The following is a 21,545-nucleotide window of genomic DNA, read 5'->3' on the forward strand; positions in this document are numbered from 1 at the left end:
TAAAATGAAATTAAAAAAGTTTACATCCTACGTAACAACTTTGTTGCCTCATGAAGTCATGCTTCTTGAGCGGATTAAACAATTTCAAGATGATGATAGAAGAATTATTTTTTATCGACTTAAGAATAATATACTTCACCCGGATGATCTATTAGAGTTTGACGAGAGTATAGATAAACGGAAATATTCACACTTAATGAATTGGATGCAGTCTAAACTTGAAGCATCCTGTACCGACCAATTCTATAAGCGTCTTAATTATTTTGATAATCGTATTAAAACAGACACTATTTCCTCTGAGGAGGAAAAGGAATTGTTGATGTTGATAAAAAACTATGAGGCCCACCATTACCATTTTATTAAATTTTATGAGGTTGTAAAAAACTATCTCATCTTTCTTTTGGTAAGGGTTAGACTGAATGATTATGGATTAATCAATGAGTTTATCCATCAATACCATGATGATTATACCCGTTGTAAGGAGGTTGGTAATCGTATGATTCAGGCAGCTTCGGATATTGTTTCCGATTATCATAATTCTAGATTGACGCCTAATTCTTCAAAGTGGGAGAATTGGTTAAAGCGCTTGTATTTAGATTCAAATTTAGATGGCTATAATAGGTATCAAGCGCTTATATTAATTTCATATATCGCATTGAATAAGCCAGAATTGCTGCATGAGGCTTTGGAGTTTTTCAATGATTTGGAAGAACAGTTGATTAATGGAAGTTATTATTCGCGAAAATTATTATTGAATTATTACGGGAATAAGCAGTTGATTTTGATGAAATTGCATAAGTATGATGAAGCCTTATACTATGGAGAATTGTCTATAAGTGACCAGGGACATGATTATATAATGTATCTAAACAACTATTGTTTTAACCTGTTGAAGTTGGGCCAGCCTAAAAAAGCTCTTCATATGTTAAAACAAGCACTACCTTTTGTGAGGCAAATGTCTAATAAATACAATCGTACCTTGTTTATTTCTTCTCTTACTAAATGTTATAATGATAATGAGCTATATAAGGATGCTAAGAGGTATGCGGAGAATCAATTGGCCTTGCATGAAAAAGATATTCTAGAACATAATTGGAACAATTTTTTCAGAACCTATATTGAAACTTTACTCTACCTAAGAGAATATGCAACCATAAAAAAGTGTATTAAAAGGTACAATTTAATTGAAAGAGAGAATTTTGCCATTAAAACACATATTACATTCCCCTATTTTAAATGGTTTCTCTCTGTTGTAGATTTCAAGGAAGGGAATATCACCGAACAGAAATTTATGAGTTCTATTAGGCGAGAGATGGAGCAAATATCAAACACACACCAAATTTCCCCATCCAAAAAAGTCATGTCTTTATTGGAACAAACCATTACAACCATGGTTTAATATTTGATTAATTGGTGTTGTTAGGTGTGGCCTTGAATCTTAGGAGAGCAACTAAAGAAGCAATTGTCCATACGCCCTCCAAAATAATAAAGGGAATATAATCCATTAAAATGGACGCTAGGCAAGCCATTGCAGCTCCAACTAAGTTCAATAAGATATAGGACAAATCGGAAGTTTTTACCTTCCCGGCAATGCTTAGGATAAAGGCTAATAAAATTTGAAAAACACCTATAAAACCAATCCAATCAATCAAATTCATAAGCTGTAATAATTCCTGAACGCTATAACTTAACAGTGTTAAAACCTAAAATGAATTAAGGGACCAAATGAGTGCCTTTTCTTTTGTCGCCCTAAAAATGGTGTTGTGCAATTCCCCGGGTTCGTCTGAATAATGCCACTTAAAAGTCTCAGGCGCATTCGCTTCAAAAGTCTTCTTAAGCATTCGAGTATACATATGAATGTCTTCTGCATTTGATCCTGCAAACCAAAAGCTCATTTGTTTTTTAGGAAAATTCTCAATTAAAGAAACAGAATTCTTAACCAAATAATGATCATTCCACCAAAGGGATGGATCCATTGCAATGTAATGGTTGAAAGCATTTGGCTTTAAAAGCATGGTTTCAACAACAAACAAACCTGCAAGAGATTCCCCGATAATTGCTCTCTTTTTAGTGGTTCGATATTTTTTATTGATTTCAGGAATTAATTCCTTGATGATAAAATCACGAAAATTTGATGCGCCGTCAGTTAAGGGACAATATTGTTCGTCTTCAGGAACTTCTGAAAATCCGGTAAGATCCCTTGTTCTAACTGTGTTTTCTATTCCTACCAATATATGCGGGGGGATGTCTTTATTGCTAATTAGTTTGGCAAGGGTATTTGCAATATGCGGAAAATCTTCTTTAACGCCACCATCTGGCATGTATAACACCGGGAAACGGTTCTTATTGTCTTCATAATTTGGAGGAGTCCACACATTAATGACCCTATCTTCTTCAACATGTTTAGAACGAATGATGAAATTATCATGGTCGGGAATAGAATCGTTGGTTTGTGATTTTGCTGAGTATTGAAAGACGAAAACCCCAATGAAAAGTAAGAGGTAATTTAATCTTAAATTAAAGATATATGTTAACATAGGTCTAGGAACGTAATATTTTTTCCATGGCCTTCCCCCTCGCCAATTCATCAATTAATTTATCTAGATACCTAATTTTTTGCATCAATGGATCTTCAATTTCTTCAACACGGTAACCACATATGACACCTGTAATTTTGGATACATTCGGATTCAGCTTTGGGACATTCGCGAAAAAAGTCTCGAAATCTGTTTTATCTGAAATAATTTGATCCAATGAGTTTTGATCGTAGCCTGTTAACCATAAAATAATATGGTCTACTTCCTCTTTGGTACGTCCTTTTTTCTCAGCTTTTGCAATATAATGCGGATATACACTTGCGAAAGAAGTTGTGTAAATGCGGTGTTTATTCATGGATAGGGAATTAGACCTCTAATTTATGCCTTTTCTGAAAATATTTGGTATTATCCTATCTCCAGTAATGATTAATCTTTTAACTGAAACAATACATCAACTACCTCAATAGAAGGAGTTTCCACAATACCATAAGCCTTTGGTATGCCTGCAGCTAGTTCAGAATTTCTGAAGGCATTGAGAGACTCCCTAGAGTCCCATACATATATACCTCCATAATGGTTTTCTTGAGGCAGTTTAATGTAATATTTCTGAATAAGCCCTGATATTTTTTGGAATTGAGGTTCTCTTTCCCTTGCAATCCTTAATACTTCTTCTTCAGATAATCTAGATTGAAATTTGATGGTTTGGATAATCATAGAGTAAATTTTAAATAATTTTCGACTTTACTATTGATTCAGCTTCATAAAGCACAACTGATGGCTGCTGGGATAATAAATAAGTTGTGTCTTATGTATAATAAAAACATGTCAAGTTATTATCAGTTCAACCGATAATTCTAAAGGTAGGGTTATAAGAAATCCAAAAAAAAGTGAGTCCGCAGTAATCTTAGATTTCCAATACCGGTTGTGGTGATGACCGTTCCCCAGCTTTTTTAATATCAGAAAGTTTTCTTGAATATTTCCTGCCATTCAAAAATTTACCGATAAAAGTTCCTCTAACCAAATAATGGTAACTCACAAAACTGATAATACCAGTGGTCGTAAGTACAAATAGAAATTTTAAGGTTGAAGGGATTGGCCATTCAACAATTAAACTTGGAATTAAGGCAGTAAAACTTAGATGGACTAAGTATACCCAATAGGATGAATCTGAGATGTAACGCATTTTTGCTGAATGATTACTCCCGTAGCGAATAAATAGACCTGTAATTCCAAAGATGAAGGTCCAAACCATAAGAGATTTTACAATGACATTGACCGAAAAGCTCCAAGATCCCTCCATAAAAAAGTAAAGCGTGAACAGCGTAATTCCAATAATGGTATTTAACCAATCATGTTTCATAAAGGTGTCCAGCAAATGTTTCGATTTATACAGTACCCAACCAAATATGTAAAATGAAAAGTAATATAGAAAGGTGTTAAAATCTAATGTAAAAGAAGTGGAAGTGGCCACATTCCAAGTTCCCATAATCTGGTAAACCAATGCTGACAAACTTGCAAATAATAGTATCCTTAATATACTTCGTTTTAGTATCCAACTAAAGGTATTTGAGATAAACTTGCTCAAATTTGGTAATCGCCCCATAAATAAGGCCAAGCCAGTTGAAACAAAGGTAATAATGGCTAAATAATACAAGAACCATAAATGGAAGGTGGAATCAGGTATTAAAGTGTCCCAAGGGGTAAAAACAGTTAATGCTTTGGTGAAAGCATCTGGCACACCTCCAAATATGAGCTGGGTATATGTAAAGGAAAAGAGAATTGTAGGCCACAGTAATAGCACGAAAACAATAAATGGTAATACAATTCTTGCTACTCGATTCTTTACCATTTTTAGCGGTCTCCTCTCATAAAATAGCATTGCTCCAAAAAAGCCCGCAACTGCAAAAAATATTTGCATTCTATAGGCGTGTATAAAGAATACAATAAAGTCATTGGAACTTTGGGTTGTGTTTGGGTCTTTTAATGACCATGAATTCCCGTAATCCACTACTCCGTAGGTAATAGCGGAATGTATTACAAGGCCTAATAGCATCATAATAGCTCTTAAGGAATCTAAAGAATGGATTCTTTCAGTTTTTCTTGGTTGGTTTTTCATATGGTTAGTTTAGTTAGAGGCCATAAACAGTTACGCCTATAACCTTAGGTTAAGCTAATCCTTAGGGAAGAAACATGCTGTAGGAAATTTCGGTGTAGGGTAGGAGCCGATTGGCATAAAGTTAAAAAAATATTTTAAAGTGACTTTGAGGCAATAAAAAGTCATGTGAATTGAGGGGCTTAGGGATTTTTATCGAGATAGTTATCAATTAAAATATCCAAAGAATCCAAAAACTGTTTTTCCTCTGTATACATGTTATGCATTTTCGCATGAGCAAAAGAGATTTTTCCTAAATGATTCCGGAAAACCGGGTCGGAGATAAGATCATTCCTTTTATCAGGTATTACGATTCCCTGAAGTGAGTCTGTGAAAAATCTCGATAAGTCAATAAAATCCATAATATACTTGTCATAATTCCGAGCAAGGTTCTCAGTTTCATTTTCAAATTTCCTTATCTCATGAATGCGTTCATCCCAAGACGCTAATATGATTCTAATTCCTTCATCTTGAATAATATCTAAAGAACCTGTGTTTAATATTTCTTTAATTCCAGCATCGTTTAACGACATAATGCTATAATCTCCTGAATTGTACATTAAGGAGTCCAAAGTTTTGTTTCTTAATTTGTTGGTACTATTTGTGGCCAACAAAACTATTAATGTGTCGGCACTAGAATGAATTTCTTCAGCATCATTTATTACTCTATTAAATTCTTTTTGGGAGAGATCAATACTTGTTTTTACACTATTTAGGTAATAGATTTCTTTATTCTTTCGTTTCCGGTTCTCATTCCAATTATTAATTGAAAGGGCAATGAGAATACCTATGACTACCAATACAATTTCCCCAAAGGCATATAATAGATATCTGCCAAAATTTTTATCTGAAATTAACCCTTTACGCATATTTCTAAACAATTTAATCATTTGGAAGTCAATTTTGAGACCCAAATAAAAATAAGGAATTTCAAAACCTTAGGCCAATCAATTATTAACTGAGAGATTTTAAGTCCTATTCAAGGAAATGAAATTAGACTTTTCATTGGGCTGCGTAACCCTATTTAAAGGGTATTGTCTAATGCTTCAATAGCATGTATTATAAGTTCAACAGAATGGATGTAAAATTCCGTATCTATATTTTCAAAAGTATCTGTTGGTTCATGGTAATCCTTATGGTCTTCCACGCCGAAATAGATAAAGGGTATGTCGTGATTATAAAAAATTCGATGATCTGAAGAATTCGTCCAATCAGAAACCGCTTTGTTGTGGGGGTTATCATGACCGAATAATAGCTTAATATTTTCTGTAGAAAGCCTGTTTAAAGGTTTCTGTAATTGTTGATTATGGTATAAACCAGAGGCATAGATTTCATTGTCTTCATTACGGCCAATCATGTCCATATTCACATTTAGTATTACCTTTTCTAGGGGTACGGGTGAATGATTAACCAAATACTCGCAACCTAGTGAACCAATTTCTTCAGCATCTACAGCAGCTAAGATAAGAGTATGGTTTGGTTTGTGGTTTTTAAAATAATTGCCAATGCTCAATAATGCTGCTACCCCTGAAGCATTATCATCAGCACCATTATAAATAGTGTTGTTGTCAACCCCCAAATGATCTAAGTGGGCTGTAATAAAAAAAGCTTCTTCTCTTGCCCCATCAATTTTAACCACCACGTTTCCTCCAGAAACTGAAGTATCTTCAACCACCTCACTCTGCGAGTGAGGAGTATTGAAATGTTTTGTTTTTTCCCATTCAGCCGCTGTGAAGTTATGTGTGAAGTTTTGAATATTTCCATTTGAAAAGGCAGGTTCTATCCCGAGGGAATCGAATTGTTTCGAAATAAATTGCCTTGCTTTTTCGTTGCCTTCGCTTCCAAATAATCGACCTTGCAAGGAATCGTGGGAAATTACCCTAAGATGATGTATTAAGAGTTTTTCGTTTAAAAAGTCTATATCTATGGAGGTATTTCTTTTACAAGCAGTAATAAAAAGAAAGGCTAAAAGGATGATAGGAAATTTGTTCATTTGGGTTAGGGGAGAGGATTAATGGAGAATTTTTCAATGAAAAGAATCTTGTGTTAATTTCTTGTTGAGTATACTAAAATAGTTCACTTCGCAAAAAGAAAGGGAATTTTGCCTTATAAAATCCAATAATTTTGTTCTTCGATTTATATAAAAAACGAGGTGAAATAATATGAGTCGATTTTTTGAAATTTCTATACTAGCCTTTGCAATAAGCTTCTAATTCATTCGGCCCTGCTATTCAGAATATTTCAAGAATTTTTCAGCTAAGATCCTGCCATTTCGTGATTCTATTGTGGCATGATGAATTCCTCCTTGCTGAAGGTCGAATTTTACCTTAGGATACCCCAATCCGCCTTCAAATGTGTTATCTCCAATATATTTTAGGCTAGCGACATATTGACCCTTTAATTTCATGAAAAGAAGGTCGTCCTTCCTAACAAACTCATAAATGCGATCGCTGTCGGCAATCTTTTGATCCGTACGGTAAAGTCCTTCGATTTTTTTAAACTCATTATCCGCTAATGGGAAAGTCTCGTTCATAACAACATTAAACACAACATTTTTTTCATTGTTGGAATTGGTTCCAATTTCTAAAATCCTGTTTGCGGCAGATGGTGAGGAGGCACTGTCATCTGAACCGTTGTACTTATCTCCCTTGAAATAAATCTGGGTGATTAAATCTTGTTGCTCGGGGCTAGAAACGCGCATATGTATGTGAGCAGGTCGCCAACTCGATTCGTTATCTGGATTCGCTTTGTAGGGTACTGGCACAATCGTGGTGAAATGGTATTTGCCATCGGCTGCAGTTCTCAAAGCCCCTCTGTTGAGGTAATCATCCGTGGCGTTATCGTACACCTGATTTTCGTTGCATTGCCAAATCTCAATTAAGGCATTGTTAAGTGGCGTTTTACCATCCCGCTTGAAAATTGTTCCGCTGAGGTGCATAGGAATTCCTTTCGATCCTTTCGGTATAATGTTACTTCTCAGAGGAGTTCCCGGACGGTAAAATGGCCCAAGAATATCTGTGGTCGTAGGGGAGTCCCCAACAAACTTTTCACCATTCCACTGAATGGTTCCAAAGGCACTGATACTGAAAGCAAGAAGGGATGATTGATGAATGAATGTTCTTCTTTTCATAATGTCTTAAAATGGTTAGTTAGATTAGTTTTGAATATATACCAATCAAATAAGCCTGTTAAGTTTCACGATTTTTGAAGAGGCGACGCAAAATGAATTCATATTCAGCTTGTATTCAGCTGATCCCTAAGGTAGTAAATTTTTGATAGTAAATTAGGTCTTCTGAAATCTGAAAAGATTATAGAGAACTATGTGATAATATTTAATAATTGCCAATTTAAATTTTCAAGAATTAGCAACGTATATCAACTCAGTTAGTATGGCCATATTCTTTGCAAAGTGCATCCCTTCTAGCAGTTTTTTATCATGACCTTCTTCCTTCCAAAATTGGTGGATGGTAAACGAAGCAATTACCAAAAAAGCTGAAAGACCAATAATTCCAATAGTCATTAGATATCCTGTGGCTAGAGAAAGTCCGCCGAATATAAGCGCAATACCACTGATGCGAACCATTAGTTTTGGGGATATTAAACCTTTTTTATGGGAATATTCTTCATAAAAACTAGTGTTTATTAAATGGTTTACCCCATTCAATATGAAAAAAAGGCCTAATAAAATTAATAGTATGGTTTTAATCATAAGTTATTTTGAATATAACCTTGTTGGTCTTTATTATTTTGATTTTTCCAAGTTCAGGGTTATGCAAATGCCAATATTCTTTTCGAATTATCCGAAAACTGGAATTAGCCAAATTTACTTTAAATTTCAGCCACAATTGATTATTCCTCCATTGCCAACTGCTTGAACTTTCCTTTACTTTTTCTTATCCGTACGGCAACTACTTTATATTCTGGACACATGGCCTCAGAATCGTGAACATCTCCAGTGATATTGTTGATCATAATTTCAGGAAAATGGAAGGTAGTGCTGAGAACCCCTTTATTTACTTCGTCTGTAATCCTGGCACGTACATCTACCTTGCCCCGTGCTGACTCCAAGCATACAAAATCTCCATCTTCAATAAAATGGATTTCTGCATCTTCTGGGTTGATCATTAGGTAGTCACTTTTCAGCAATTGCTCATTGGCGGTTCTTCTGGTCATAGCACCGCAATTGTAATGTTCCAATTCACGATTTGTAGTTAGTATATAGGGATAATCTTTGGAGTGAGTAGTTAATTCTTTTGTTTCCTCCCAAGGATTAAATTCAAAATAACCTTTACCTCGTTTAAATTCAGATGTGTGCAATATTTTAGTGTCTGTTCCATTTGCACTCACTGGCCATTGCAAGCCATTTATCCCAAGTCGATCCCAGCTGATTCCCTCAAAGAAAGGAACAATCTGTGAAATTTCTTCCAACATACCGTCAGGGGTATAATCAGCTTGCTTATATCCCATGCGATTCATGATGTCAATAATAATTTGTCCGTCTGGCTTAGACCCTGGGTATGGAGGTACTACTTGTCGCACTGCTTGTACCCGACGTTCCCCATTAGTGAATGTGCCGCTTTTCTCTAAAAACGACGCCCCTGGTAAAATCACATCTGCATGTTTGGCTGTTTCCGTCATGAATAGTTCTTGGACAATCACTAAATCTGTAGCTTCCAAAGCCCTAATTACTTTTTGGGTGTTAGGGTCAGTTTGAACCACATCCTCCCCAATAATCCATATGGCTTTTAGTTTGCCAGCAAGAGCAGCATCAAACATCTCAGGAATTTTGTAGCCGATATGTTTTGGAACTTCCACTCCATAAAATTGATTGTATTTTTTGTTCACCTCATCCTTAGTTACATCGAGGTAACCTGCACCTTGATGAGGTTGAACACCCATATCTGCTGAGCCTTGGACATTGTTTTGTCCCCTAAGTGGATTTACCCCCACACCTTTCCTGCCTATATTACCCGTAATCATAGCGAGGTCGGCAATTTGCATTACCGTAAATGTGCCCTGTGAATGTTCTGTTACCCCCAAACCATGAAAAGACATTGCGTTTGGTGCCTTTGCATAGGCAATGGCTGCTTGGCGTACAAGTTGTCGGTCTACCCCAGAAACCGACTCCATTTTATCGATATCTAAGTTCAATAATTCATCTCTGAATTCCTTAAAGCCTTCGGTACGGTTGGCGATGAATGATTCATCGGCTAATCCTTCTTTTATAATGTAGTACATCATCGTATTTAGAACGGCAACATTTGTTCCCGGTCTCAAGGGTAAATGGAAGGTGGCGTAACGAGCTAATTCAGTACGTCTTGGATCAATGACAATAGAGACATTGTCAGATTTCATTGCAAACTGTTTTAATTTGGCTCCGGTAACTGGATGTGCATCTGTAGGATTGGCACCAATAACAAGGATGCAATTGGTGTGTTTTAAATCTTCAATAGAATTTGTGGCCGCTCCCGTTCCGAACGTTCTTTGCATGCCAAGTGCAGTAGGAGAATGGCAAACCCTTGCACAGCCATCTATGTTGTTGGTTTGGATGACCGCTCGAAAAAACTTTTGCATCAAATAATTTTCTTCGTTGGTACATCTAGATGAGGAAATACCAGCTAATGAATCGGGTCCGAATTCATTTTTGTAATGTGTGAATTTGTCTGTAATATAGCTATAGACTTCCTCCCAACTTACCTTTTCAAATTCACCATTTCTTTTGATCATAGGTGAATCTAATCGCTCTGGATGATTATAAAACTTAAAAGCATAGCGACCTTTTAAGCATGTGTGGCCTTGATTTACTTCGGCGTCGTACGGAGCTCTAATGCTTAATATTTCACCATTTGTGGAAGATACCTCAAGGTTGCAGCCGACACCACAATAGGTACAAATAGTTCTGGTTTTTTCGGTTGCAAAAATGGCTTTTGATTGAAAAACATCTGAAATGGCCGATGTCGGACAGGCTTGGGAACAGGCTCCGCAACTTACACAATCCGAGTCCATAAAAGATTGGTCTAGGCCTTTAATAATATGGGAGTCGAATCCTCTTCCTGCCATACTCAAAACAAATTCCCCTTGAACTTCATCACATGCCCTAACACATCTGTAGCAATTAATGCATTTAGAAAAATCGGATGTCATATAAGGATGGCTCAAGTCTTTTTCTTTTTGCAAATGGTTATCGCCTTCAGGATACCGAACATCCCTGATTCCCACTTGTGCAGCTACTGATTGTAATTCACAATTACCATTTACCTCACAGGTTAAACAATCTAGTGGATGATCCGTTAGGACTAACTCTAATATGTTTTTACGCAATTTTTTGATGCTGGGGGTACTTGTATAAATGTACTGTCCTTCACCAATTGGACTGTGGCAAGAAGCCATAGTTTTGGTTTTGCCACCTTCTTCCAATGCTACTTCCACACTACATACCCTGCAGGAACCAAAGGGTTCCAAATTTGGGGCATCGCAAAGGGTTGGGACAAGTTTAGTCCCCTTGTGGCGACGAATAAATGATAACATCATTTCGCCATCGTTAATTTTAAATTCTTGGTTATCGATAAAAGCAGTTTTCATAGCCTGGAGAATTCTAATTTCAATTTTTTACTATTTGGCACCCTTTTTCCTAATTTATTAATCTCGATTAAAATAAGGTTTTAATTCTTCTTCAAAATACATTAGGGCGTTTCTTATTGGTAATGGGATACCTCCACCATGAGCACAAAGTGAACCTTGTTCTAGTGTGGACAATAAATCAGTAAATAGACTGTAGTCTATTTTGTACTCTGAATGCAAAGCTTTGTACGCTAGTTCCTGACCTCTTTTAGTCCCTAGTCTGCAAGGAAAGCATTTCCCGCAACTTTCGTAAGCAGCAAAGTCAAACAAGTGCTCAATAAATGCCATGATCGGTAGCTCTTCAGGTACACAAATTACGGAGGCATGCCCTAATAAAAATCCCGCTTTTGAAAATGATTCGAAATCTATTGTTAGATCCTTAATTTTAGAAACAGGAACCAGTCCACCTAAAGGACCGCCAATTTGTAAGGATTTCACCGGTTTTTTAAAACCACCTCCAAGGTCATATACTAATGTTGAGAGAGGTGTTCCCATTGGTACTTCATATACTCCTGGGTTATTAAACAGGCTGTCAAGGGAAACGAGTTTTGTTCCAGATGAACGGTCAGTGCCTATGCCATGCCAAGCTTCACCTCCATTTGAAATTATATAATGAAGTGCAGCAAGGGTTTCTACGTTATTCACCGTTGTAGGTTTGTTGAACAAACCCTTTTGTGCTGGGAATGGTGGTCGAACACGTACCTCGGGTCGTTGTCCTTCAATGGAATTAATTAAGGCAGTTTCTTCGCCGCATATATATGACCCTTGTGCTTGTATTATTTTAAAATTATAGTTGAATCCTGAGCCCTTAATATTCTCTCCTACTAACCCCTGATCTTTTAATTCGTTGATGGCCGTTTGGACCACTTTTACGGCTTCAGGGTATTCAGCCCGTATGTATAAAATACCGTAGGATGCATGGGTTACATAACCAGCTATTAGCATCCCAAACAAGACAGAATGTGGCCGTTCTTCCAGCAAATAGCGATCGGTATATGCGCCTGGGTCTCCTTCATCTGCGTTACAGATAATGAATTTGGTTTTATTTTCTTCTTTACGACAAAATTCCAACTTCATGCCCATGGGGAAACCTGCCCCTCCACGACCACGCAGATTTGAAGATTTAATTTCTTCTAGAACCTTTGCAGAATCTGTTTTTAATGTCTTTAAAAAGGGCTCGTAGTACTTTTCAATAGATGTAAACTCTGCGGTTAGGATTGGTTTATCAAATGCTGCAACTGTATATTGGTCTGTGTTATTCCCTTCTTTTTCGGAAACAATTTCTTCTAAATTATTGATGGCATTTCCAGAATAATTTTTGCCCTTATAATGGAAGGCATAATTTTCATGACAGCGACCAAGGCAAGTCATATGTCCAATTTCTGTGTCCTTAAATTGCAACCTTAGCGTCTCTATAACTTCTGGTTGCGTCCCGGAGCAGTAACACGCTGTACCGTTGCAGACATACACTTTTTTGTCTTTATTTTCGGGTTTTAAAAAATCGTAAAAAGAGGAAGTGCCAAAGGTATTTGCTTTACCGATCAAAAATTCATCGGCCAATTTTGCCAAACTGTCATCGTCTGGGCTACCTTCAGGTTTTGAAAGTTTCCCCATTTTATCGAAGAGGCTTTCTTCAACACCTTTTCTTCCTAATAATTCACTTAAGTTATTAGACATATTAACTAGCTTCGTTTTTGTTGTGAAAATTTATTGTAATTCGCTCAGGATGCGAATAGCAAGTAGTTCTATTATTTCTGCTGAATGCAAAAAGGGTAATTCCCAATTCTTTGGCATAATCCACAGCCAATGAAGATGGTGCCGATACTGCTGCCAAAATCGGAATTTTAGCCTTGAAACATTTAACAACAATTTCGTAGGATATTCGGCCGCTTACAGTCAAAATTTTTGCTTGGGTTAAAGCCCCATCATTTATTAATTTGCCAACAACTTTGTCTACCGCATTATGCCTGCCTATATCCTCCATGGTGTAAAGCAATTCTCCATTTATGTTAAATGCAGTGGCGGCATGAGTACCTCCAGACTTTTTAAAATTCCTTTGGTTCAACAACATTCGCTCAAAAAGTTCGTGGATTAAGTCTACATCAATCGTACTGTTTTCGTCAATTTGAGATGTATCGAAAATTAAATCTTCCAATGATGTTTTGCCGCAAATACCGCAGGAAGAAACGGATAATAGGCTACGGCTATTTGTATACCCTTTACCCATTTTATCTTCTGGAATGTTGGTGTTAACTATTGTAATAATTCCCTTGTCACTTTTTTGTTCAATGACAATTTCAGGTTGGAAGTTTTTATCATTTAAAACATCTTCAGCATGCAATATACCTCTGGCCAAGGCAATATCCTCGCCGGGAGTACGCATCGATACAGTAAAAGGCTCGTTGTTAATGTTAATTTGAAGAGCTTCCTCAACAGTCAATGCGTCAAGAACTCGGGAAGATCCGAATTCTTGAAATTTTATGCCTTCATATTGCCTAGTTGCCATGCCGGTAGTGAAAAACAAGACTGTGCTTTAAAGGTAAGGAAATTTACTGATTAGGATATCCTACCAAGCTACCGTGGTAGTTGATTTGTTTCTTCTTGGATATCAGTATTTAACTTGAATAGCGGTCCTAAATAAATACCGATTCGTAATAACTTTTGACGAATTCGAAAAGACATTGGTATCCTATATTTGACGATATTGAACGCATGAATTTTGAAACGTTACTCCTCTATTTTATTAGCTTCAATACGACCAAACTTAAACCCAACTACTTTTTCATTTTCAAAAGTAAAATTGAAGTAACTTCCATTGCTTGAGTCAAAATAAGTGCTATCAGTTTCTGGCAAAATATACAAAGACCCATCTGTAAAATCTGGAATAACCTCTAGTCCTTCATCCTTAATTTCAATAGAAACCTCTCCACGTTCAGGAATGGTATATTTACCAATGTAAACCATGCGCTGTTCTTCAGTTTTTTTGATAATTGAACGCTTTTGTGGTTCAACACCCGGTAAATCATATTCTTTTGCGAGGCTCAACATGATTTCTTGCATGATGCTTCCGTTATCAGAATTTACCATGATAACAACGGCAATGGGTTTTTCTTTCCATGCTACAAGATTGGCTCTAAAGCCTTCATCAGCACCTCCGTGTCCATAAGTATGCTCGCTAACGCCAGGGCCCAAACCATGGTTGTTCATTCCAGGGTTAAGCATTTCATTAACCGTAGATGCCTTTAATAAACCATCCTCGCCAGATTGTTGTATTTTCTGAATTTCTTTTGCCCAAAGAATTAGCTGTGATGGTGTTGTCCAGAGACCGGCTGCCGCCATTTCTGGGTATATGGGCCATTTTCCTTCTACTTCTTTACCATCTGCTCTATAGCCTGTTGCCGCAATGGAATGATAATTTTCGGGAAGCGGATTCTCAAAGGTGCTCCTTGTCATGCCTAGTGGATCGAGGACATTGGTCTGCATGATTTCAGGGAAGGATTTTCCTTCAAGATCTGTAATCATTAATTGCATAATGGTATAACCTCCACCAGAATACATCCAACTTTCGCCAGGTTCTTTATAAACCCTGACCGAATCTGTGTTGCCTTTTCCGTCTAATACTTCCGGGACTGTTGGTATAGTATCTCCTTTATCGTAACCAGGAAACCCCCAAACCGTTAAACCTGCAGTATGGTTAAGGATTCTTCTTGTGGTAACTTTTTCATTAGTGGTGTAGTCATTATCGGGTAATTTCCAACTAGTTAAATACGTATTGGCATTAGAATCTAAGTGAATTTTTCCTTCCTCGGTAAGTTGGTGAGCCCTAATTGCAGCTACAGGCTTGCTTATGGAGCCGGCAAGAAACATTGTTTCGGTTGAAACAAGTCGGTTTTCTGTGCTATCAGCCATTCCATAACCTTTAGCCCATTCAATTTTACCATCATTCAATATTGCTATACTTACTCCTGGAATTCCGAGTTCTTTCAGTCGGTCATTAATATTATAATTAGGAATACTATCTCCCTCAATCTGAAGATTGGGTTGGAGGCCATTTTCGATTCTAGAAATACGCGCTTCTAAAAGGTCATCTGTTTCCTTGGTTTTAGATTGGCAACTAATAAGGAATATTAAAAATAGTAAAGTGTAAATCGATTTCATTTTGAGAAAAGATTTATAGATTTTGAGTTAGTAATCCCTAGTTTAAATTATTCTTCACGCTTGGGCGATATCATAATATGCGCTCTATGTGTTCCAGGATCCATAATCCATGGATGGTTTGGGCTTACAGGTGACTCGGGAAGCCCTGTGGATTCTGAGGTGGCAAATGGCAAATAAACTACATATCGGTAATGTGCTCCATCTACCTTAGAAGTTTCAGGGTCGTATTGTTCTCCGGCCCCAAAATAGATATGCAGGGTTGAACCAGGATCGCCCATTTTAAGATTGCCAGCCTTAATCTCATTCTCTCGAATTTCGAAAATTTCTTGCGGAGTTTTCCCCTCGGCTTTAAGTTCGCGGCCTCTTGCCATAAAGGGTTCTAGACTTTCATGGTAGCAAGCAGCACTGAAGCCAACCTTTTTAGGGTCGTCTGCCAAAACAATAAATTCATTGTTACCCTCCCTCATCGTTACAAATTCTCCAGCCATATTAAAGCCAATAACTTTACAGCCATCCCTGCTTTCTTCTGGAGCTGCCATTAAAGCCGTTGCCAGCAAGGCTTCATCCGTATTAATAGGGGTTAAATTTATAGTTGCCTCAGCAGGAGTTTCTTGCGAAGTTTCAGTAGCTGTTGGTTCTTCTGTTTGTACTTCTTTTTTTTCTGATGAGTTACAGGAAATCAATATCCCTGTGAAAATTAGGGTAGCAATAAGATGTTTCATTTTGGTTGGTGTTTTTAGATTCGAACTTTGGATAAGGTTTCTTTAAAGATAGGATTTTTATGGTATAACGTTAGATGGTTTTCTCAACGCCTTAATAAGAAGGAAGGATAAAGCCAAAAATGGTAGGGTGGAAATGATTAATTTCCAATTTAGGTTTAATATACCTATAAAGAAAATGAAGGCCAACAATAATCCTAACATGGCAATTGCAACATAAACCGACCATTTAATGGGCTTTTTTAAAAAAAGATTAAATAAAAGAACCAATTGACCTAAAAGTGGAAGAATTGTAAAAGGATGGATAGCCTCTTTTGTGTTAAAAATCAATTTGTAAATTACTTCATATTCGGCCTCAAAAAGAAACATGGTGTTGTTGTCTCCCCATTCCAAATAGCCTAATAATGAGGAAAGTATTACTAACAGTATTAGTAGTTTTGTGCTCATTCTTTTAAATATTCGGTTACTATCTGTTCAGCTTTTTCCTTATCACTATTGGAAACAAATATTTTAACAGCACCAAATCCTCCTGAAGAGGTATGCCACGGATTCAGAGTCCCCATGATTTCATCTTTTATAAACACCCTAATTTCTGCATCTTCAAGAATGGTTTTTACCATTCCGACTTCGATGAATGATCCTGAATAAACTTCTATGATTGGTATTTCATGCTCACTATTCATAGTGTGATGTTTAAAATCTCCTATCTAAATCAATCGGACTTTGAGTTTTTTGAACGAATAAAAATCATAACTATCGCGGTCGTTAATATTCCCATAATTAAACTTCCAATGGCTCCTTGAATTACATAGCTTCCAAAATTGAAATATTCTGAAGCCTCCTCTGTTGATTTGTAATAGCCAAGTTCCACTGAACGTTCTATTACATTTGGAAAATATTCTGGAGCTATTACATTAGATGTGATCCACTGTGTAATCGGACTCAAAAAGGCAATAATGAGGGAGATAATGATGCCCGAAATCAAACCTTGTTTATAACTCATTTGGCCACCGTAATAATTGTTTTTTTTGTCTTTTAAAGCCTTTACCATTACGATAATTGCTGGTATTGCAAAAAGATTGGTGAGGTACATGTGGTAATCAATATATTTTCCGTGAAGTCCTGATAGGTTTTCCAAGACCATCCAAATCAAGGCAACAATTGAAAAAATTATGGCCCATTTCAATTCTATTTTTAGATTTTTCATCTTCTTGTTAGTTAGCGTTTTCGTATGCTGATTTAATCCAATGGATTGTTTCGGAATCAATTTCATTAATGTCTGAAAGCTTAATTTTATGGGAGCACATAGAGTTTGGCTTTTCGGCTTCTAATTTTCCTTTTGCCTCTTGCCCTTTCAGGTTAATGCCTATTTCGTATCTGCTCTTTGTAGCTGGATTTAGTATGGCGAATTGTTTTTTTCGTCTCAAACTTACATAGCTGTTTTTAGGTGCGATTTCTATATCACTGCCAAAGGATTTTATTTCAGCAATTAGTCGATGGTAAATGGGTTTGAAATGTTCTTTTCCCTTGTATTGGTTTTCAATTAAGTCTTGTTTATTAGTGGCAGAACCAGCATCGGATTGATTGGTTTTATGAGCGACCAAATTGGCAAACCCATGGGTGAATAGGTGTTTTTCTTTTAAGAATTTAATGATCTCGCCATGTTTGGTGATGTTTTGGCTTTTAACAATGGCAATCCATTGTTCTAAAGTTTTACCTGTGTTTTTATGCAGGTTATCAACCATTGTTTGGGCTGCTTTATCCATTGGAATTATTAATAAGTTTAATTATGGTTAAAAATAATAGGTTGTTATACAGCTTGATGGGGAAGGAAAACTAAGATATAAATTGTATTATTTATTTAAAAGCATGAATCCCGATAATTACCGGGATTCACGACTTTTTGCAAAAATGAAGCAAGTATTCGAGTTTTTATGTTGCAATAGGGTATTATGCCTAGGATAAATTTCCGATGACATTTTTTAGCTTATGTTGAACTTCGCCCGCCATTGGCCCCAACTTATCATTTTCAACAGACATCATGGAGGCAATCGGATCTACAGCCGCAACTTCAATTTCTCCATTGTCATTTTCTAAAACCACAACATTGCAAGGCAAAAAGAGTCCGATTTTTTCTTCGGTTGTTAGGGCTTCATATGCATAAGGTGGATTACAAGCTCCTAAAATTCTATACTTTTTAAAATCTACATTTAGTTTCTTTTTTAAGGTGGCTGCAATGTCAATTTCGGTGAGTACACCAAACCCTTCATTTTTTAACGCAACTGTTACATCTTCAATGGCTTTGTCGAAATCTTTTTCTTTTAAAATTTTACTGAAATAATAGCTCATGAGTCCTTTATATTTAGGTTTAAATACATTATCAAATCTTACTTAAAGATACTCATATTTTCAATGTTTATCAATATCGGCCATCAACTCGAGAGCACTATTTTTCTTTTCAGTAATTAAATCTATCGAAATACTCAAATACTCAAGCATAACTGAAAAATAGTTCGAAATTTTAAAATCTTTTAATACCCCCTCTTTAAACACATTAAAATTCTGAAAATTAAGATTGTGATGTTGTAGATAAACATCGCTCATAAATTCGTTTGAAAATTTTTTGTTGGTAGCAAGAAATTGTGTTGTATTATTATTCGAAAAATAAACTGAAATTTTCTTAAGCAATGTATCATTGGTAATTTTGAACAAATCACCAGAGCTTTTCCCCAAGTCAAAGGCTGTCCTATGGGGATTGTCAACATAAAAGTAGAAGGAATATTTTATATTATTTATAAACTGTAATGAATCCAAAATTTCCCTATTAGGATTATTGAAGGCATCCAACATCCGATGACATTTTTGCAATTGATCCTTTTTTAAGCGTAATAAGTTATTTAAGTCGGTAGTATCCTTTTGCAAATCATACCTCAAATTTAAGAGTACCTTCTTTTCAATTGTTCGATCCTTGCTATAATCGTTCCATGCATTTAATTGTAAAGCGATTAAAATGCCAACAACAACAAGAACAATTTCTCCGATGGCATATTTCAAATACTTTCCTGTTTTATTATTCTCCATAAATTCAAATCGGATTCGTCTAAAAAGCTTTATCATAGGATCTTTTTTGTTGCCTAATCAAGGATGACAGTATTATAAATACTCTATAATACGCTTGTAATATTACAAGATAGTAATTACATGGAGATAAGGGATTTCCTAAAGAATTTATACGGCTAAATTGATGGATGATTAGGGATTAATATTATCTGAGGTTAATTCAATTATTTCATTAATTATAGTTAGAGCTTCAGTTTGCCTTCTTAAACTTTCATTTACAAAGAAAATGTGATTTTCTAAAATATTTTCGAACTCAAGGTCAGTGAAAATGTAGTTGTAATTCGAGGGAAGTGCACCTTTTGTAGACCAATTATAGTTATTCTGAACCCCTACATCTCTCCAGGATACATACTTGTTTAAATATGGTATTAACTGTGAAAAAATCCATTCTTCAAGCTTATCATCCCTAGAGGATAAAATGTGCAAAATAGATTTCCATTCAGATAATTTTGATGATAGTTTAGAATTGTCTAGTGAACTTAATTTGCCCGATTGTATTATATCATCCAAAGCATTGTTAGAGGGAATATAATCACTGATAGGGAAAATTTTGTCGATTAAACTATCAATTACTTTTTGGTTAAGTTTTTGTTGGGTATTTGTTCCAATAAAACCCATGAGCTCCAAACTAGCATTTTTGGAATTTAAATGATTCTCTTTAACAACAGTAAATTCCTTTTTACTTTGCTTGAATTCAAGATTAAGACTTTCTATGATTTTTTGACGTTCAATATCCTCTAATCGTTTTTGATTCCAATTATTAACTTGTAAGGCAATCAAAATCCCAATAACCACAAGAACAATTTCTCCAATGGCATATTTTAAATATTTCCCAGTTTTGTTGTTCTCCATAAGTTCAAATCTAAGTCGTCTATAGAACTTTATCATCGGCCATTAGTTTGCAACTCCTTAACACTGAAGGTAGATTAATTGTGTTATCCGTTGGTTTTAACTAAGATAGTAAAACGCAGTAATTTAATTGAAGAAGGTAGATCATCTTCGCCAATCCTAATTTATTAGGTTAGTTTCTCATGAGTGAATGGTCTGCAGGTCGAGGAAGAAAATATACTTTGATTATTAGTTTAAATTCCAATTGATCAGTAATAATCTTATTGGGTTTTAACTTACTAACTTACATTGCTTTGGATTGATTTTTTTTTGATAATCAATTAAAGTTATTCATTATCTTTAATTAGCTTCCTGTCGACCAGAACACCTCTTTAATTTAAGTCACAATGAGGAGGTTCATAGTTTTATTTTTTTTATGTTTTAATCTTTTCTACTGTTTCGGTCAGACTTCCTATGGAGCCAGAGGACTTTCTTTGTACGGTTCCACAAACAATTTTATTGGTATTAATGCTTTCAGTAGTGATAGATATAATATGCTAAGCTGGGGTCTTAATATTCAACTCAACGGACAAAAGATTGAGACCAAGAAGAAACGAAATGAAAATGATGGAAAAATTGAAACGCGAAAGGGAGATTTTATTTGGTCCACTGATCTGGGTTATGGTAGAATTTTCCGTGATAGATGGACCTTGCAAGGCCAGTTGAGTCTAGGGGGTAAAAAATATTTTACAAATTTTGAAGATGAAGACGATTCGAATGATGACTATTCTCTTATCACAAGTTCTAAGTTTGTAGTAGGTGCAGGTCTGCAATTAGGCTATAGGTTTAATATTGGATTAGAGCCATTTTTAGGTGTGCACAGCCTCAGACAAATAGATATTGGCCTAAGAATATTTTAATGGGTTTTATAATTTTACTCATTTATACCTGTTATCTGAAATTGCCAATTATTTTCAGTGTTGTAGCCTTTAAGGATATTTGGTGATTTAATTCCACCATAAATTAATCCTGGGGCAGGAGCAAGAAGGATTAAGGCCAATGCTTCTCCAGTTTCTGCATATGTTGTAAGAACTGCAGCAGTCAGTGCCGCTGCATAATAGTAAAGGATGCCGTTAATGATAATTGACATGCCTAAAGGATGCTTTTTTAATTTTTCAATTTCACTTAATTTAATAGTTCTTTTTCTAATCAAGATCGTTTCATCATCCACAATTTTAAATCTTCCTGATATCTTATGATCATCAATAGTTTTAATTCTTATTCTCTTATTTTCTTTGATTAGAAATTCTTTTGATTGTTGATCGTTAAAAACTTTAATCCCTCTCTCTTGAGCTATTGAGCAGTTGATAGTGAAAATGCTAAATATAATTAGTGACAATCTTAGCATGG

Annotated in this window: 24 protein-coding genes; 2 read left to right on the forward strand and 22 right to left on the reverse strand. The window is 35.8% G+C overall.

Annotation, left to right across the window (positions count from 1 at the left end):
* Positions 1-4: 4 nt before the first annotated feature.
* The gene (locus ISU00_RS09715) at positions 5-1,399 is read left to right on the forward strand and encodes a tetratricopeptide repeat protein (protein WP_228850464.1); all 1,395 of its coding nucleotides are present in this window, start codon (positions 5-7) and stop codon (positions 1,397-1,399) included.
* A 7-nt stretch (positions 1,400-1,406) separates the two neighbouring features.
* Here ISU00_RS09715 and ISU00_RS09720 read toward each other — a convergent pair whose 3' ends face one another.
* From ISU00_RS09720 to ISU00_RS09820, 21 genes are all read right to left on the reverse strand, one after another.
* Positions 1,407-1,658 carry a CBU_0592 family membrane protein gene (locus tag ISU00_RS09720; RefSeq protein WP_228850465.1) on the reverse strand — a complete coding sequence of 84 codons (252 nt, stop codon included), beginning with the start codon at positions 1,656-1,658 and terminating at the stop codon, positions 1,407-1,409.
* 45 nt (positions 1,659-1,703) lie between these two features.
* A complete protein-coding gene (locus tag ISU00_RS09725; RefSeq protein WP_228850466.1) occupies positions 1,704-2,537 on the reverse strand; it encodes an alpha/beta hydrolase in 834 nt (277 codons plus the stop codon).
* 4 nt (positions 2,538-2,541) lie between these two features.
* On the reverse strand, positions 2,542-2,892 hold the full coding sequence (locus ISU00_RS09730) for a DUF2200 domain-containing protein (protein WP_228850467.1): 351 nt from the start codon (positions 2,890-2,892) through the stop codon (positions 2,542-2,544).
* Between the two features lie 71 nt (positions 2,893-2,963).
* Positions 2,964-3,251 (reverse strand): YdhR family protein, encoded by a 288-nt coding sequence (locus tag ISU00_RS09735; RefSeq protein ID WP_228850468.1) that lies wholly within the window; start codon positions 3,249-3,251, stop codon positions 2,964-2,966.
* 190 nt (positions 3,252-3,441) lie between these two features.
* Complete coding sequence (locus ISU00_RS09740) at positions 3,442-4,653, reverse strand: acyltransferase family protein (RefSeq protein WP_228850469.1); 1,212 nt, start codon at positions 4,651-4,653, stop codon at positions 3,442-3,444.
* A gap of 179 nt (positions 4,654-4,832) precedes the next feature.
* Complete coding sequence (locus tag ISU00_RS09745; protein ID WP_228850470.1) at positions 4,833-5,579, reverse strand: DUF6090 family protein; 747 nt, start codon at positions 5,577-5,579, stop codon at positions 4,833-4,835.
* A gap of 134 nt (positions 5,580-5,713) precedes the next feature.
* Positions 5,714-6,682 (reverse strand): M28 family peptidase, encoded by a 969-nt coding sequence (locus ISU00_RS09750; protein WP_228850471.1) that lies wholly within the window; start codon positions 6,680-6,682, stop codon positions 5,714-5,716.
* 234 nt (positions 6,683-6,916) lie between these two features.
* Positions 6,917-7,819 (reverse strand): dioxygenase family protein, encoded by a 903-nt coding sequence (locus ISU00_RS09755; RefSeq protein ID WP_228850472.1) that lies wholly within the window; start codon positions 7,817-7,819, stop codon positions 6,917-6,919.
* 225 nt (positions 7,820-8,044) lie between these two features.
* Positions 8,045-8,398 (reverse strand): DoxX family protein, encoded by a 354-nt coding sequence (locus ISU00_RS09760; protein ID WP_228850473.1) that lies wholly within the window; start codon positions 8,396-8,398, stop codon positions 8,045-8,047.
* Positions 8,399-8,538: 140 nt separating this feature from the next.
* Positions 8,539-11,271, reverse strand: a complete 2,733-nt coding sequence (gene fdhF, locus ISU00_RS09765; protein ID WP_228850474.1) for a formate dehydrogenase subunit alpha — start codon at positions 11,269-11,271, stop codon at positions 8,539-8,541.
* A 57-nt stretch (positions 11,272-11,328) separates the two neighbouring features.
* The gene (locus tag ISU00_RS09770; RefSeq protein ID WP_228850475.1) at positions 11,329-12,987 is read right to left on the reverse strand and encodes an NADH-ubiquinone oxidoreductase-F iron-sulfur binding region domain-containing protein; all 1,659 of its coding nucleotides are present in this window, start codon (positions 12,985-12,987) and stop codon (positions 11,329-11,331) included.
* Between the two features lies 1 nt (position 12,988).
* The gene (gene fdhD, locus ISU00_RS09775) at positions 12,989-13,816 is read right to left on the reverse strand and encodes a formate dehydrogenase accessory sulfurtransferase FdhD (RefSeq protein WP_228850476.1); all 828 of its coding nucleotides are present in this window, start codon (positions 13,814-13,816) and stop codon (positions 12,989-12,991) included.
* Between the two features lie 221 nt (positions 13,817-14,037).
* Entirely contained in the window at positions 14,038-15,468 is a 1,431-nt protein-coding gene (locus ISU00_RS09780; protein ID WP_228850477.1) for a serine hydrolase domain-containing protein, read from the reverse strand.
* A 47-nt stretch (positions 15,469-15,515) separates the two neighbouring features.
* A complete protein-coding gene (locus tag ISU00_RS09785; protein ID WP_228850478.1) occupies positions 15,516-16,190 on the reverse strand; it encodes a hypothetical protein in 675 nt (224 codons plus the stop codon).
* A gap of 57 nt (positions 16,191-16,247) precedes the next feature.
* A complete protein-coding gene (locus tag ISU00_RS09790) occupies positions 16,248-16,634 on the reverse strand; it encodes a hypothetical protein (RefSeq protein WP_228850479.1) in 387 nt (128 codons plus the stop codon).
* On the reverse strand, positions 16,631-16,870 hold the full coding sequence (locus ISU00_RS09795; protein ID WP_228850480.1) for a putative signal transducing protein: 240 nt from the start codon (positions 16,868-16,870) through the stop codon (positions 16,631-16,633). The genes ISU00_RS09790 and ISU00_RS09795 overlap by 4 nt, the downstream gene beginning before the upstream one ends.
* A gap of 29 nt (positions 16,871-16,899) precedes the next feature.
* Complete coding sequence (locus ISU00_RS09800) at positions 16,900-17,394, reverse strand: DUF4199 domain-containing protein (RefSeq protein WP_228850481.1); 495 nt, start codon at positions 17,392-17,394, stop codon at positions 16,900-16,902.
* A 7-nt stretch (positions 17,395-17,401) separates the two neighbouring features.
* On the reverse strand, positions 17,402-17,953 hold the full coding sequence (locus ISU00_RS09805; RefSeq protein WP_228850482.1) for a DUF5655 domain-containing protein: 552 nt from the start codon (positions 17,951-17,953) through the stop codon (positions 17,402-17,404).
* Between the two features lie 190 nt (positions 17,954-18,143).
* Positions 18,144-18,536: a DUF302 domain-containing protein gene (locus tag ISU00_RS09810; RefSeq protein WP_228850483.1), complete on the reverse strand. Its 393-nt coding sequence runs from the start codon at positions 18,534-18,536 to the stop codon at positions 18,144-18,146.
* A 60-nt stretch (positions 18,537-18,596) separates the two neighbouring features.
* On the reverse strand, positions 18,597-19,304 hold the full coding sequence (locus ISU00_RS09815) for a DUF6090 family protein (protein WP_228850484.1): 708 nt from the start codon (positions 19,302-19,304) through the stop codon (positions 18,597-18,599).
* A gap of 135 nt (positions 19,305-19,439) precedes the next feature.
* Positions 19,440-20,195 carry a DUF6090 family protein gene (locus tag ISU00_RS09820; protein WP_228850485.1) on the reverse strand — a complete coding sequence of 252 codons (756 nt, stop codon included), beginning with the start codon at positions 20,193-20,195 and terminating at the stop codon, positions 19,440-19,442.
* A gap of 347 nt (positions 20,196-20,542) precedes the next feature.
* Here ISU00_RS09820 and ISU00_RS09825 point away from each other — a divergent pair, with 347 nt between their 5' ends.
* On the forward strand, positions 20,543-21,055 hold the full coding sequence (locus tag ISU00_RS09825) for a hypothetical protein (RefSeq protein ID WP_228850486.1): 513 nt from the start codon (positions 20,543-20,545) through the stop codon (positions 21,053-21,055).
* Between the two features lie 14 nt (positions 21,056-21,069).
* Here the strand turns inward: ISU00_RS09825 and ISU00_RS09830 are convergent, their stop codons facing one another.
* Positions 21,070-21,543, reverse strand: coding sequence for a hypothetical protein (locus ISU00_RS09830; protein WP_228850487.1), 474 nt, complete (start codon positions 21,541-21,543; stop codon positions 21,070-21,072).
* Positions 21,544-21,545: the final 2 nt, after the last annotated feature.

This window comes from Aegicerativicinus sediminis, from assembly GCF_015476115.1.
Lineage (GTDB): Bacteria > Bacteroidota > Bacteroidia > Flavobacteriales > Flavobacteriaceae > Aegicerativicinus > Aegicerativicinus sediminis.